This is a genomic window from Novosphingobium tardum, assembly GCF_042652045.1.
GTDB classification, from domain to species: domain Bacteria; phylum Pseudomonadota; class Alphaproteobacteria; order Sphingomonadales; family Sphingomonadaceae; genus Novosphingobium; species Novosphingobium tardum.
This window is the reverse complement of record NZ_JBHSDR010000003.1, coordinates 628,780-642,404: the sequence shown is the minus strand read 5'-3', so window position 1 is coordinate 642,404 and position 13,625 is coordinate 628,780. Positions and strand designations below refer to the sequence as shown.

The following is a 13,625-nucleotide window of genomic DNA, read 5'->3' as shown; positions in this document are numbered from 1 at the left end:
TCGGCGAACAGCTTTTGCCCGGCTTGTGAACAGAGTAGTCCACCGGGACGATGCTGCCTCCTGAACGCCTTGAACGGTTTGCCCGCCAAATCGTCCTGCCCGAGATCGGCGGCGCGGGTCAGGTCGCGCTTAGCGGCAGTCATGTCGCGCTGGTCGGCCTCGGCGGGATCGGCAGCCCCGCGCTGCAGTATCTTGCCGGAGCTGGCATCGGCCGGTTCACGCTGATCGACGACGGCAAGGTCGAGACGTCCAACCTGCAGCGCCAGACGATCTACGCCGAGCGCGACGTGGGCCACGGCAAGGCGGTTTCGGCACGGCGCTGGCTGGCGAATTTCGACGCGGCGATCGCGGTCGACCTGATCGACCGGCGAATCGACCCTGCCAATGCGGGGAGCGCCATCGCCGGCGCCGACCTTGTGCTCGACGGAACGGACAATTTCGCGACGCGCCTTGCCGTGTCCGATGCCTGTGTCAGCGAAGGCGTGCCCTTGCTTAGCGCTGCGGTCGGGCGCTTCCAGGGCCAGGTCGGCGCCTTTGCCGGGCACCTGCCCGATCAACCCTGCTATCGCTGCTTTGTCGGTGACGCGTTCGACGCCGAGGACTGCGACTCCTGCGCCGATGACGGCATGCTGGGCGCGATGGCAGGGATCGTCGGAACGCTTGCCGCGCTGCAGGCGACCCGCGTTCTGCTCGAGGGCGTCAGCGCTCTGGGCGATCCGCAGTTCGGGCGGCTGCACCTGTTCGAAGGCCTGGTGCCGTCCCTGCGCGCCATGTCGATTGCCAAGGATCCCGCCTGCCGGGCCTGTTCAACGCGCGCCTAGAACCTCGTCCACCCACGCTGGGACCAAGTCGCTGGCAGGCCCCAGCCGCGTCTCGTCGAACCACGCCGACCCTTGGCTCGGTTCCAGGTTGAGCTCGAGTGTCGCCGCGCCCAGATCGCGCGCGGTGCGCACGAGCCCCGCCGCCGGATAGACCGCACCCGAAGTGCCGATCGAAACGAACAGGTCCGCCTTGCGTACCGCATCGTAGATCCGGTCCATCTGGTAAGGCATCTCGCCGAACCAGACGACGTCTGGCCGCAGCGCCCGTTCCCCGCATTCGGGGCAAGCCGGGCGATCGACCAGCGAATCGCGCCACGGGCTGCGGACGTCGCACGCGGTGCACCAGGCGTTCAGATGCTCGCCATGCATGTGGAGCACGCGCCTTGCCCCTGCCCGCTCGTGCAGATCGTCGACGTTCTGGGTGACGATCAGCAAGTCGCCCGGCCAGCCCGCGTCCAGCCGGGCGAGCGCCGCGTGCGCGGCGTTGGGCTCCTTTTCCTGGATGGCAGCGCGACGCATGTCGTAAAAGCACAGGACCAACTCGGGATCGCGGGCGAAGGCCTCGGGCGTCGCCACGTCCTCGACGCGGTGCTTTTCCCACAGGCCACCGCCGCCACGGAACGTATCGATCCCGCTTTCCGCGCTGATCCCCGCGCCGGTCAGGATCACGATATTGCGGACATCATTGAGATCAGTCGTCATGTGCCGCATGAAGCACGCCACTAGCGGGGTGAGCAATGTCCAGGATCGGAATCATCGGAAGTGCGGGGGCAATGGGCCAGGCGCTGGTGCAGGCGATCGCCGCGGCGGGCGAAACGCATGCCGGCGGGATCGACAAGGACGGCGATCTGGCGGCCCTTGTTTCGGCGAGCGACGTTCTGGTCGATTTCTCCTCACCCGCCGCGCTCGAGGCAAACCTCGATGCCGCCGTGGCGGGCAACGTTCCGATCGTGGTAGGAACGACAGGCCTCGAGGAGCGCCACCACTTCCTCGTCGACCAAGCCGCGGAATCCATTCCCGTTCTTCAGACGGGCAACACCTCGCTCGGCGTCAACATGCTCGTCCACCTCGTTCGCGAAGCGGCGCTGAGGCTGGACGAAAGCTGGGACATCGAAATCCTCGAGATGCATCACCGACGCAAGGTCGATGCGCCATCGGGCACGGCCTTGATGCTGGGCGCAGCGGCGGCCGAGGGTCGCGGGATCGCGATCGAGCACAACAGCGAGCGGGGACGTGACGGGATCACCGGTGCGCGCGGGCGCGGCGCGATCGGCTTTGCCTCGTTGCGCGGCGGCACGGTGGCGGGCGAGCACAGCGTGATCATGGCGGGCGAGGACGAGCGTATCGTGCTTTCGCACAGCGCCGAGAACCGCTCGATCTTCGCGCGCGGGGCGGTGCGCGCGGCGCAGTGGCTGACCGGCCAGGCGCCGGGCCGATACGACATGGCGAAAGTGCTCGGCCTTTGACCGCGCCGCGCACGAAGGCACAGATCTTCGAGTTCTTCCGCCTCCTCGCCGAAGCCGACCCGGACCCGCAGACCGAGCTTGCCTTCGGGAACACCTACCAGCTGCTCGTCGCGGTCGTGCTGTCGGCGCAATCGACCGACGTCGGGGTGAACAAGGCGACGCGCGCGCTGTTCGAAGCCGTGCGCACCCCGGCCGAGATGGTTGCCCTGGGCGAGGAAGGACTCAAGGCGCACATCAGGACGCTCGGCCTGTTCAACTCAAAGGCCAAGAACGTCATTCTCCTGTCGGAACAGCTCATCGCCGAGCATGGCGGTGAGGTGCCCCAGGACCGCGATGCGCTGACCGCGCTGCCCGGGGTGGGACGCAAGACCGCCAACGTGGTGATGAATTGCGCCTGGGGGCAGGAAACCTTTGCGGTCGACACGCACGTTTTCCGGGTGTGCAATCGGACCGGCCTTGCGCGGGGCAAGACACCCGAGGCGGTCGAGGCACTGCTGGAAAAGCGAGTGCCCGCGCCATTCCGGCAAGGCGCGCATCACTGGCTGATCTTGCATGGCCGCTACACCTGCAAGGCGCGTGCCCCCGAATGCTGGCGCTGCCCGGTCATCGGGCTGTGTGGCTGGCGCGAAAAGAACCTTTCGCCACCCAAGGGACGGGCCGCGTCCGCCCCCTAGGCGTTGGCCGTGGGGTCCAGGTCCAGGCCCTTGCGACCGCGTTCGGGCGTGTGGGACGGTGCCCCCGGCAGGTCGATGGCGTCGGGCTCGGGCTTTTCAAGCATTCCTTCCCACTTGGTAATGACCGATGTCGCCACCGCGTTGCCGACCACGTTGGTGGCGGTGCGTCCCATGTCGAGGAAGGTGTCGATGCCCAGGAGGAGGGCGATACCTTCGATCGGGAGGCCGAACTGGGTCAGCGTTGCGGCGATGACCACCAGGCTCGCCCGCGGCACCCCGGCGATGCCCTTCGAGGTGACCATCAGGGTCAAGAGCATCGCGATCTGCTGCCCGGCCGACAGCTCGATCCCATAGGCCTGCGCGATGAAGATCGTCGCGAAGCTCATGTACATCATCGAGCCGTCGAGATTGAAGCTGTAGCCCAGCGGCAGCACGAAGCCGGAGATGCGGCGGGGCACGCCGAACCGGTCGAGCTGTTCGAAAAGCTTGGGCAGAGCGGCTTCCGAACTGGCGGTCGAAAACGCCAGCAGCAGCGGTTCGCGGATGTAGCGGATCAACGCCCAGATCCGGCCGCGCAGGAACACCGCGCCCAGCGTCAGAAGGATCACCCACAGCAGCAGCAGCCCGAAATAGAATTCGCTGACGAGCACGCCATAGGTGACCACGATCCCCAGCCCCTTGGTCGCGATCACGGACGCCAGCGCGCCGAACACGGCGAACGGCGCGAAACGCATTACGTAATCGGTCATCCGCAGCATCAGGTCGGCCAGCGCCTCGGCGCCCCGCGCGAGCATGGCGCCCTTTTCGCCCAGCGCGGAGAGCGCGACGCCGGTGAACAGCGAAAACAGCAGGATCTGGAGGATCTGGTTCTGCGCCATCGCGTCGAACACGCTCGTCGGCACGATTTCGAGGATGAAGTGCCGCACGGTGAAGGTCGAGGTCGCCAGTTCGCCCACATCGCCGGCGGCAGTCATTTCGAGACCGACCCCCGGGCGGAACGTGTTGACGAGCAAAAGCCCGAGCGAAAGCGAGATGAGACTTGCCGAAATGAACCAGCCAAGCGCGCGGCCACCGATCCGGCCAAGCTCCGCGGCATCGCCCATGCCCGCGATTCCCGCGACGATCGTTGCGAACACCAGCGGGGCGATGATCATCTTGATCAGCTTGAGGAACACGTCGGCCAGGAGCTTGAGATAGTCGGCCGCCAGCGCCAGCCGCGGATCGGCGGCATCGAAGGTGGTGTTGAGGGTGAACCCGACGATGAGGCCGAGGATCATGCCGACTATGATGTAGAGGGTCAGGCGCCTGGCCATGGATGCTCCCGAAATTGCGTAGGGCCGACGACTAACAGGCTTTTGGCGCAACGCGCAAATGCGGGCGACCGATCGCCTATCCGCATTGACCCCGGTGGCGCAGCTTGTGGTCGGCCAGCACCAGCGCCATCATCGCCTCCACCACCGGCGTTCCGCGAATGCCCACACACGGGTCGTGGCGGCCCTTCGTCACGATTTCCGCGGCCTGGCCGCTGCGGTCGACGGTCTCGACCGGGGTAAGGATCGAACTCGTGGGCTTGAACGCCACCCGCACGCGAACAGGCTGGCCGGTCGAGATCCCCCCGGCGATCCCGCCCGCGTGATTGGCGAGAAATTGCGGACCTTCGCCGCCCTCCGGCGCGGGGCGCATCGCGTCGGCATTTCCTTCGCCCGTATTGCGCGCGGCGGCAAAGCCATCGCCGATCTCGATGCCCTTGACCGCATTGATGCTCATCATGGCAGCGGCCAGATCGGCATCGAGCTTGGCATAGAGCGGCGCTCCCCAGCCCGCGGGCACGCCGCGCGCCTCGCATTCCACTACCGCGCCGAGCGACGAGCCCGCTTTGCGCGCGCCATCGACCAGCCCCTCCCACCGCGCGGCGGCGGCCGGATCGGGACAGAAGAACGGATTGCGACCGATCTCCGCCTCGTCGAACGCCGCGGGATCGATCGGATCGCCACCAATCTCGCTGACCCAGCCGATGATCTGGACTTCCGGGATGACGAGCCGCGCCACCGCGCCCGCCGCGACCCGTGCAGCCGTCTCGCGCGCCGAGCTACGCCCTCCGCCCCGATAATCGCGCAGGCCGTACTTGGCGTCGTAGGCATAGTCGGCGTGGCCCGGACGATAGGCCTTTGCGACGTCCGAATAATCCTTCGAACGCTGATCGACGTTCTCGATCATGAGGCTGATCGGGGTGCCCGTGGTCTTCCCCTCGAACACCCCCGACAGGATGCGGACTTCGTCAGGCTCGCGCCGCTGGGTAGTAAAGCGGCTGGTGCCGGGGCGCCGCGCGTCGAGAAACGGCTGGATGTCGCTTTCCCCCAAGCCGATCCCCGGCGGGCACCCGTCGACCACCGCGCCAAGCGCGGGGCCGTGGCTTTCGCCCCAAGTGGTGAAGCGCAGCAGGTGCCCGAAGCTGTTGTGGCTCATCGCAGTACCCTTCGCACCGGCCGCGTCGCGCCGGCTCCTCTGGCCTCGCGCTTTCGCGGCAAAGCCGGTGCTTGTCCAGAAGGCCTGCACGACATAGACCCGTGCGGCATGTTCCTCGTCGTCTTCCGCAACCGCAAGCGCGCCGACATCGACGTGGCGGCCTATGACACAGAGGCCGGACGCATGGAGGTGCTGGCCGCGCAACAGCCCGGCTTTGTCTCGTTCAAGAGCTACTTCTCCGCCGATGGCGAGGTGATCGCCCTGTCCGAATGGGAGGACGAGGCTGCGGCCCTGGCTTGGCGCCGCAATGCCGAACACGCCGCCACGCAGGCGCGCGGCAAGTCCGACTATTACGCCGACTACACGCTGTTCGCCTGTGCCAGCCCGCGCATCCACCACTTCAAGCGAGAGCCGCGATGAGCATTACCGTTTACGGCATTCCCAACTGCGAAACGGTGAAGAAGGCGCGCGGCTGGCTCGACGGACTGGGACTTCGCTATCGTTTTCACGACTACAAGAAGGACGGTGTCGATGGCGCGCGATTGCGCCACTGGGTGGAACAGCGCGGGTGGGAAACCATCCTCAATCGCCGCGGCACCACCTTTCGCAAGCTGCCCGAATTGCAGCGAACCGATCTCGATGCCGATAAGGCAGTGGCGCTGATGGAAGCCAACCCGTCCGCCATCAAGCGGCCCGTCGTGGAATATTCGCACGAGGACGGGCGCGGCCTGCTGGTGGGATTCGACCCGCAGGAATGGTCGACCGCACTTGGCGGGTCGCTGACCTGACCGAGCGTCGGTGAACCCGCTGGAAATCGCAGCGGCGGGGCTCGGCCTCGTCAACGTCGTGCTGCTGGTTCGGCGCAGCGTGTGGAATTTCGCCTTTGGAATGGGCTCTGTCGCGCTGCTGGGCTTTGTTCTGGCAGAGGCGCGGCTGTTCAGCGAGGCCGGGCTCCAGGCCTTCTTCTTTGTCGTTCAGGGATATGGCTGGTGGTTGTGGCACCGCGCTGCCCAAAGGGAGCCCACCGCGGCCGACGAAGCGGTGCCGGTGAGCTAGCTCGCCTGGCCCGCGCGCGGCGTTTGGGCGGCGGCCACCGCGGTGCTGTCGCTTTCGCTCGGATGGATGATGGCGCGATTCACCACCGCCGTGCTCCCCTTCGCCGATTCGGCGATCACCGGGGCCAGCATCGCCGCCCAATTCCTCCTCACTTACCGCAAGGTCGAGAACTGGGTGCTGTGGGTTGCCATCGATACCGTCTCGATCCCGCTGTTCGCTTGGCGCGGTCTGTGGTTCGCGTCGGCGCTATACGTCGTTTATTTCGTGCTGTCGGTAGTGGGCCTGCGCGAGTGGATCTGGGCCGCGCGCAAGCCGTGAAAACGTTCTGCTTTCACGGGGCGGAGAGCACGGGAAAGTCCGTGCTGGCGCAGAAGCTGGCGGCCGAGCTGCATTGCCCGTGGGTGCCCGAATACGGCCGGGAATATTGCGAGGAGACGGGTACCGACCTCTCGATGGAAGACCTGCTCGCCATCGCCGAAGGACAGGACCGCCGCATGCGTACCGTGACGGCCTCATCTCCCAGCCTGGTGATGCTGGACACCGACCCGCTGATGACGGCCGCATGGGCCGAAATGCTGTTTGGCGAGGTGCCCAGCGTCCTGCTCGCCTACCCCAAGGCGGATCGTTACCTGCTTTTTGCGCCCGACGTTCCCTGGGTCGGCGACGGCACCCGCTTCTTCGGCACCCCAGTCGAGCGGGCCCGCTTCGCGGCCATCGCCGAGGCCGTGCTGGTGCGGGCGCAAGTGCCGTTCGCCCGAATCGCGGGTGACTGGGCCGCGCGCGAGGCTCAGGTCCGGGCAGCGGTGACGATGTAGTTGAGCGCGAGGTTCTCGCCGAGGTGGAGGCCCTTCACCGGCGAGAAGACGATCCCACGCGGTTGTCCCATGACCAGTCCTTCGGCTGCCAGCAATTCCCGCAGCTCATCGGGCGTGATGAAATCGTCCCAGTGATGGGTGCCGCGCGGGATCGCACCGACGAGTTCGGCGCCGCGAACCATCAGCAGATCCGCCTGGGGCGTGCGGTTTGGGGTGGAAATGACCATCAGGCCGCCGGGCGCAAGCGAGGCGGCGAGTGCGCGCACGAACGCAGCCTTGTCCGCCACGTGCTCGATGACCTCCAATGCGGTGACGAGGTCGAAAGTGCCCAATTCCAGCGCGCCCAGTTCTCCGGCGCGGTAATCGATGACCAGCCGGGAACCTTGCGCATGCGCGGTGGCCGCGGCGATGTTTTCATGCGCGGCATCGACTCCCGTCACCGCCGCGCCCAGACGGGCGAGCGGCTCGGTCAGCAGGCCCGCGCCACAGCCCACGTCGAGCGCGCGCCTTCCGGCGAGCGGCCTCAGCGTCGAGGCATCGCCGTGCCAGTGGCGGTCCACCGCCTCGCGGATGAAGCCCAGCCGCACTGGGTTGAGCCGGTGCAGCATGGCGGACGAGCCCTTCGGGTCCCACCAGTCGGCGGCCAGCTTCCCGAAGTGCGATGCTTCTTCGGCCCGGATCGTTGCCGGTTGGATGGTTGCATTGCTCATGTCTGCTGCCTAACAGGGCCGCCGCTGCGGCGCGAGAGCTGCGTTGCGCAATTTTATTGCCGATTGGTGGAGTTGGCCTTGGCCCGCATCGTGATGAAATTCGGCGGCACGTCGATGGCCGGGACCGAGCGTATCCGCCGGGTTGCGAGGATCGTCCAGCGCCAGCAGGCGGCCGGGCACGAGGTCGCCGTGGTCGTGTCCGCGATGGCGGGCGAAACCGACCGACTGGTAAACTTCTGCCGCGAGGCGAATCCCGCCTTCGACCCGGCCGAATACGATGTCGTGGTCGCTTCGGGCGAACAGGTCACCTCGGGTCTCCTCGCGCTGACCCTCCAGGCATTGGGCTGCAAGGCGCGGTCCTGGCTCGGCTGGCAGCTCCCGGTCGCGACGAGCGACGCCTATGCGCGGGCGCGGATAGAAACGATTGATTCGGCGGCACTTCTCGCCTCGATGGCGGCCGGCGAAATCGCGGTAATCCCCGGCTTCCAGGGCGTTTCGCACGAAGGCCGGATAACCACGCTGGGGCGGGGCGGTTCGGATACATCGGCGGTGGCCGTGGCGGCCGCAGTCCAGGCCGACCGCTGCGACATCTACACCGATGTCGACGGGGTCTACACCACCGACCCGCGGATCGTTGCGAAGGCGCGCAAGCTTGCCCGGGTGACTTATGAGGAAATGCTCGAACTCGCCTCGGTCGGAGCCAAGGTGCTGCAGACGCGGTCGGTCAGCCTGGCGATGAAGGAAGGGGTGCGGGTGCAGGTCCTGTCGTCGTTCATCGACGACGATGCGCCGCCCGCCGACAGCCTGCCGGGCACGCTGATCGTCAGCGACGAGGAAGTGGAAGGAAGCAAAGTGGAACGTCAGCTGATCACGGGCATCGCCCACGACAAGAACGAAGCGCGGATCGTGCTGACGCGCGTGCCCGACAAGCCGGGCGCGGTCGCGCACATCTTCTCACCGCTCGCGGCGGCGGGGATCAACGTCGACATGATCATCCAGAACGTGTCGAAGGATCGCGGCGAGACCGACGTGACCTTCACCGTCCCGCGCGCCGACCTTGCCCGCAGCATGGCCCTGCTCGAAGGACAGCAGGAAGAAATCGGCTTCAACCGCGTCCTGTCCGATGCGCATGTCGCAAAGATCAGCGTCGTCGGCGTCGGTATGAAGAGCCACGCGGGGGTCGCCAGCACGATGTTCAAGGCGCTGGCCGACCGCGGCATCAATATCCAGGCGATCAGCACCTCCGAAATCAAGGTCAGCGTTCTGATCGACGAGGACGAGACCGAGCTGGCCGTGCGCGTGCTGCATACCGCTTATGGCCTCGACGCTGTGGACGCCGCGGTCTGAGCTGTATCGCCCGAGCCTAGCGCTCGGAGTCAAGCATCGCCATCTGCGCCGCGGGATAGCGTTCGCCTGCTATGCTCCCGGCCGGGACCGCCGCCTCGATCGCCGCCATTTCAGCGGGCGTGAACTCGATCCCGATCGCTTCGACGGCTTCGGCCAGCCGGTCGCGGCGACGCGCACCGACCAGCGGCACGATGTCCGTCCCCTGGCAGGCGACCCACGCGATCGCGACCTGGGCCGCCGTGAGATCGAGCGCCGTTGCAACGTCACGCAACCGCTCGACGACCCGCAGATTGGCATCGAGGTTCCGGCCTGCGAAGCGGGGACTGTGGGCACGAAAATCGTCGCGGGTCGCCTGCCTGCCCTTGTCCCAATGGCCGCTGATCAAGCCACGGGAGAGAACGCCATAGGCGGTGATGCCGATGCCGAGTTCTCGGCAGGTGGGCAGGATTTCGGCCTCGATGCCCCGGCTGACCAGCGCATATTCGATCTGGAGATCGCTGATCGGATGAACCGCTGCGGCACGGCGCAAGGTTTCAGGCCCCACTTCCGAAAGTCCGATGTGGCGAACCCAGCCCTTGGCGATGCAATCCGCAATCGCGCCCACCGTCTCTTCGATCGGCACGCTGGGGTCGAGCCGCGCGGGGCGATAGATGTCGATATGGTCGACGCCGAGCCGCCGCAGCGAGTAGGCGAGGTACGTCTTCAGCGCGGCCGGGCGGGCATCGAATCCAGCCCACCCGCCCGCGGGGTCGCGCAGCGCGCCGAATTTGACGCTCAGTTGATAGCTGTCGCGGGGTACTTCGCGCAGTGTTTCGGCAATCAGCAGCTCGTTATGGCCCATGCCGTAGAAGTCGCCCGTATCGAGCAGCGTAACGCCCGCATCGAGCGCAGCATGGATGGTCGCACTGCCCTCCGCCCGATCGGACGGACCGTACATTCCGCTCATCCCCATGCAGCCCAAGCCCATCGCCGAGACCACCGGACCGGACGAACCGAGGCGTCTTTGCTGCATAATACAATCCTCGTTCTTGCCGCGACGCAGCATTTTCGACTAAAGCGCGACCAGAACCAACTGGTTCCCACCTTGCCAAGGCCTTTCCCCGCATGACCGCAACACCCCGCACCGACGCCCTCATGCGCCGTGGTGCCGAATTTCTGGGGAGCCGCCACGCGATCCTGTGCGGTGCGATGAGCTGGGTTTCCGAACGAAACCTCGTCAGCGCGATCAGCAACGCGGGCGGATTCGGCGTGATCGCGTGCGGGGCCATGACCCCGGCCCTGCTCGATGCCGAGATCGCCGCGACGCGCGCGCTGACCGAAAAGCCGTTCGGCGTGAACCTGATCACCATGCATCCCGACCTGTTCGCGCTTATCGCGACCTGCGCCACGCACAAGGTCAGCCACGTGGTCCTGGCCGGCGGCATTCCGCCCAAGGGCAGCGTGGAGGCATTGAAGGAAGCGGGCGCGAAGGTGATCTGCTTTGCACCGACGCTGGCGCTCGGCAAGAAACTGCTGCGGTCCGGCGCCGATGCCCTGGTCATCGAGGGAATGGAGGCCGGCGGCCATATCGGCCCCGTTTCCACCAGCGTCCTCGCGCAGGAAATCCTGCCCGAACTCGCTGGGGACAACCTCGTGTTTGTCGCCGGAGGAATCGGCCGCGGCGAGGCAATCGCCGGCTATCTCGAGATGGGTGCTTGCGGCGTACAGCTCGGCACCCGTTTCGCCTGCGCCAGCGAATCGATCGCGCATCCCAATTTCAAGAAGGCGTTCTTTCGGGCGAGCGCGCGCGATGCCGTCGCTTCGGTGCAGGTCGACCCCCGCCTTCCGGTCATCCCGGTTCGCGCCCTGCGCAACAAGGGAACCGAGGCGTTCACCGCGAAGCAGCTTGAAGTGGCACGCGCGCTTGACGAAGAAGGCATCGCCATGGGCGAAGCGCAACTTCAGATCGAACACTACTGGGCGGGCGCGCTGCGCCGCGCCGTGATCGACGGCGACGTCGAGGGCGGCTCGCTCATGGCCGGGCAGTCGGTCGGCATGGTCAACGAGGAAGAGCCGGTGACAGACATCATCTCCGCGCTCCTTTCCCAGAGTGAAGCGGCACTGGTCCGGCGATGAGCGACAACACTTCCATCCCGACGATCGGCATAGCCGCACCGCGCGGCAACGCGCTGGCCGGCTTCGGCGAACTTCCGGTCTGGCTCGCGCTCGCCGGCATGGCGCTGCTGCCGTTCCTCGTCACCAGCTTCCCCAGCCTGACCGACTATCCGTCGCACCTGGCGCGCTGGCACGTGATGCTGGACCTCGACGATTCGCCGTTCCTGCACAAGTTCTATGACTTCCACTGGCATCTCGTCGGCAACCTCGGGACCGACCTACTGGCGCTGCCCCTGGGGCGGATTTTCGGGGTCGAGCTCGCCGGGCAGATCATCGCGGGATCGATCGTTCCGCTCACCCTGGTGGCACTGTTCCTGGTCGCACGGGCGATTTACGGGCAGATCCCTGCACCCGCTTACCTCGCGGTCAATTTCGTCTGGGCAGCACCCTTTTCACTCGGGTTCCTCAACTACACGCTGTCGATCGCGCTGGCCCTGTTCGCGTTCGCCGCGTGGGTCACGCGCGAGGGTCGCGACTCCCGCGCACCCCTGATGGCGCTCGCCGCCTGCGGCATCTGGCTGTGCCATTCCGGCGGTTGGGGCGCGCTGGTCCTGATGGTCGGCGGCTACGAGCTGGCTCGCACCGGAAACCCGATCATCGCCGGGCTGCGCGCGCTGCCCACCCTGGCCCCGCTTCCGCTGGTGCTGGACAAGACCGTCCAAGTAGCGGGGCACGCGCCGCTGACGACATGGAACTACAAGCTCACCGCGCTGGCCTATTGCCTGACCGGGCGGTTCAAGCTGCTCGACGCGGTTTGCCTTGCCCTGCTCCTGCTGCTTGCGGCCGTGCTGATTGCGCGCGGGATCGTGCGGATCGACCTGCGCCTCGGAATCCCGGCCGCGCTCGTCTTCATGGCCGCGATGGTCCTACCACGTTCGTTCGGCGGCGGGGACCTTGCCGACGTGCGGCTGTTTCCGGTCGCGGGCCTGCTCTTCTTCCTGTCCTTGCGAGCCGAAGGAATGGACTGGCTGCGTCAGGCGGCAATCGCGCTGTTCGCGGCGCGCATGGCGATCGTCGCGTCCGGCTGGCACGACGATGGCGAGTTGCGCGAGCGCCAGGTCGCCGCGCTCGAGGAAGTCGAGCCCGGCAGCCGCGTCCTCAATTTCGTCCTGTCCAACGGCAGTCTCTACGACATGCCGAGCAACTCCCATCTTTCGGGATATGCGGTCATTCGCCGCGACGCGCTCACCAACAGCAACTTCGCGATCCCCGGCGTGCACATGCTGTCGGTTCGCGCACCCTATACCGAGTGGGTCGATCCCTCGCAGTTTCGCCGCCGCAACCGCAAGCTCAACGCGATGAACATGCAAGTCTTGCCGGTCACCGCCGATTATGTCTGGTACATGGGCAAGGCCCGGGCGCTGCTGCCGAAGCGGGCCACGATCGTCTATCGCGACAGCGAATCGCTCCTGGCGCGAATCGCGCCGCGCGAAGGCTAGCGCGCGCCGATCAGGCCGCGCGCGGAAAGATCCTCGATCAGCGGCTCCGCGCCAACGAAATGATGGACTTGCCAGCCGCACGCCGCGGCGCTGCGGATGTTCGCCGCGTTATCGTCGATGAACAGCGTTTGCGCGGGATCGATCGCGAAACGGCGGCGGGCCAGCGCGAAGATCGCCGGATCGGGCTTTGCCAGCTTCTCCACCCCCGAAACCACGATATCACCGAACCGGTCGAGAATCGGCGCGGTGGGCCGGAACATGGCGAAAGTATCGGCACCGAAATTGGTGATGGAGAATTGCGGCACGCCTGCGTCCGCCAGCGCTTCGACCAGCTCGTGAGTTTTGGGAACCGGGCCGGGAATCGTTTCGAGCCAGCGAGGGTGGTAGGCTTCGATCAGCGCCGCATCAGCGGGAAACTGCGCGACGCGTTCGGAGATCATGCGATCGAGCGGGCGACCGGCATCGTGCTGGAAATGCCATTCCTCGGTCACGACGTGGTCGAGGAACCATTCGAGCTTCGCGGCGTCGACGATCAGCTTTTCGTAGAGGTAGCGCGGGCTCCAGCGATAGAGGACGCGACCGATGTCCCAGGTCACCGCGGTGACGGGCATGGCTTCGCCGCTGTCGGCGCGGTCAGCCACGCGCGGCAGGGGTTGTCGTCAAAATTCCAGGGTCCG

At 66.5% G+C, this 13,625-nt stretch carries 15 protein-coding genes and 1 pseudogene; 10 read left to right on the top strand and 6 right to left on the bottom strand.

What is annotated here, in order from left to right; translation table 11 throughout:
- Positions 1-50 precede the first annotated feature (50 nt).
- Positions 51-821, top strand: a complete 771-nt coding sequence (locus ACFO0A_RS03255) for a HesA/MoeB/ThiF family protein (RefSeq protein WP_379537541.1) — start codon at positions 51-53, stop codon at positions 819-821.
- Here ACFO0A_RS03255 and ACFO0A_RS03250 read toward each other — a convergent pair.
- A complete protein-coding gene (locus ACFO0A_RS03250; RefSeq protein ID WP_379537540.1) occupies positions 807-1,523 on the bottom strand; it encodes an NAD-dependent deacylase in 717 nt (238 codons plus the stop codon). The two genes, ACFO0A_RS03255 and ACFO0A_RS03250, sit on opposite strands and share 15 nt — an antisense overlap.
- Positions 1,524-1,558: 35 nt before the next feature.
- Here ACFO0A_RS03250 and dapB point away from each other — a divergent pair, with 35 nt between their 5' ends.
- Positions 1,559-2,287 (top strand): 4-hydroxy-tetrahydrodipicolinate reductase, encoded by a 729-nt coding sequence (dapB, locus tag ACFO0A_RS03245; protein ID WP_379537539.1) that lies wholly within the window; start codon positions 1,559-1,561, stop codon positions 2,285-2,287.
- Complete coding sequence (gene nth, locus ACFO0A_RS03240) at positions 2,284-2,961, top strand: endonuclease III (RefSeq protein WP_379537538.1); 678 nt, start codon at positions 2,284-2,286, stop codon at positions 2,959-2,961. Before dapB ends, nth begins: the two co-directional genes overlap by 4 nt.
- Here nth and ACFO0A_RS03235 read toward each other — a convergent pair.
- Positions 2,958-4,274 (bottom strand): dicarboxylate/amino acid:cation symporter, encoded by a 1,317-nt coding sequence (locus tag ACFO0A_RS03235; RefSeq protein ID WP_379537537.1) that lies wholly within the window; start codon positions 4,272-4,274, stop codon positions 2,958-2,960. The genes nth and ACFO0A_RS03235 overlap by 4 nt on opposite strands.
- 76 nt (positions 4,275-4,350) lie before the next feature.
- Positions 4,351-5,427 carry a chorismate synthase gene (gene aroC, locus ACFO0A_RS03230; RefSeq protein WP_379537536.1) on the bottom strand — a complete coding sequence of 359 codons (1,077 nt, stop codon included), beginning with the start codon at positions 5,425-5,427 and terminating at the stop codon, positions 4,351-4,353.
- A 108-nt stretch (positions 5,428-5,535) separates the two neighbouring features.
- On the opposite strand from aroC, the gene ACFO0A_RS03225 reads away from it, so the two are divergent.
- The 4 genes and pseudogenes from ACFO0A_RS03225 (at position 5,536) to ACFO0A_RS03210 (ending at position 7,298) form a co-directional block, all read left to right on the top strand.
- Complete coding sequence (locus tag ACFO0A_RS03225) at positions 5,536-5,847, top strand: antibiotic biosynthesis monooxygenase family protein (RefSeq protein WP_379537535.1); 312 nt, start codon at positions 5,536-5,538, stop codon at positions 5,845-5,847.
- Positions 5,844-6,215, top strand: coding sequence for an arsenate reductase (locus ACFO0A_RS03220; RefSeq protein WP_379537534.1), 372 nt, complete (start codon positions 5,844-5,846; stop codon positions 6,213-6,215). Before ACFO0A_RS03225 ends, ACFO0A_RS03220 begins: the two co-directional genes overlap by 4 nt.
- A 10-nt stretch (positions 6,216-6,225) precedes the next feature.
- A pseudogene (pnuC, locus tag ACFO0A_RS03215) lies at positions 6,226-6,801 on the top strand (nicotinamide riboside transporter PnuC).
- Positions 6,774-7,298: an AAA family ATPase gene (locus ACFO0A_RS03210; RefSeq protein ID WP_379537533.1), complete on the top strand. Its 525-nt coding sequence runs from the start codon at positions 6,774-6,776 to the stop codon at positions 7,296-7,298. The pseudogene pnuC and the gene ACFO0A_RS03210 overlap by 28 nt, the downstream one beginning before the upstream one ends.
- Here ACFO0A_RS03210 and ubiG read toward each other — a convergent pair.
- A complete protein-coding gene (gene ubiG, locus ACFO0A_RS03205; RefSeq protein WP_379537532.1) occupies positions 7,271-8,008 on the bottom strand; it encodes a bifunctional 2-polyprenyl-6-hydroxyphenol methylase/3-demethylubiquinol 3-O-methyltransferase UbiG in 738 nt (245 codons plus the stop codon). The two genes, ACFO0A_RS03210 and ubiG, sit on opposite strands and share 28 nt — an antisense overlap.
- Before the next feature lie 78 nt (positions 8,009-8,086).
- On the opposite strand from ubiG, the gene ACFO0A_RS03200 reads away from it, so the two are divergent.
- On the top strand, positions 8,087-9,355 hold the full coding sequence (locus ACFO0A_RS03200; protein ID WP_379537531.1) for an aspartate kinase: 1,269 nt from the start codon (positions 8,087-8,089) through the stop codon (positions 9,353-9,355).
- A gap of 16 nt (positions 9,356-9,371) precedes the next feature.
- Here ACFO0A_RS03200 and ACFO0A_RS03195 read toward each other — a convergent pair whose 3' ends face one another.
- On the bottom strand, positions 9,372-10,367 hold the full coding sequence (locus ACFO0A_RS03195) for an aldo/keto reductase (protein ID WP_379537530.1): 996 nt from the start codon (positions 10,365-10,367) through the stop codon (positions 9,372-9,374).
- A 92-nt stretch (positions 10,368-10,459) separates the two neighbouring features.
- Here ACFO0A_RS03195 and ACFO0A_RS03190 point away from each other — a divergent pair, with 92 nt between their 5' ends.
- Both ACFO0A_RS03190 and ACFO0A_RS03185 read left to right on the top strand, forming a co-directional pair.
- Entirely contained in the window at positions 10,460-11,470 is a 1,011-nt protein-coding gene (locus tag ACFO0A_RS03190; protein ID WP_379537529.1) for an NAD(P)H-dependent flavin oxidoreductase, read from the top strand.
- Positions 11,467-12,948 carry a hypothetical protein gene (locus tag ACFO0A_RS03185; RefSeq protein ID WP_379537528.1) on the top strand — a complete coding sequence of 494 codons (1,482 nt, stop codon included), beginning with the start codon at positions 11,467-11,469 and terminating at the stop codon, positions 12,946-12,948. The genes ACFO0A_RS03190 and ACFO0A_RS03185 overlap by 4 nt, the downstream gene beginning before the upstream one ends.
- Here ACFO0A_RS03185 and ACFO0A_RS03180 read toward each other — a convergent pair.
- Positions 12,945-13,589 (bottom strand): HAD-IA family hydrolase, encoded by a 645-nt coding sequence (locus tag ACFO0A_RS03180; RefSeq protein WP_379537527.1) that lies wholly within the window; start codon positions 13,587-13,589, stop codon positions 12,945-12,947. The two genes, ACFO0A_RS03185 and ACFO0A_RS03180, sit on opposite strands and share 4 nt — an antisense overlap.
- Between the last annotated feature and the right edge of the window lie 36 nt (positions 13,590-13,625).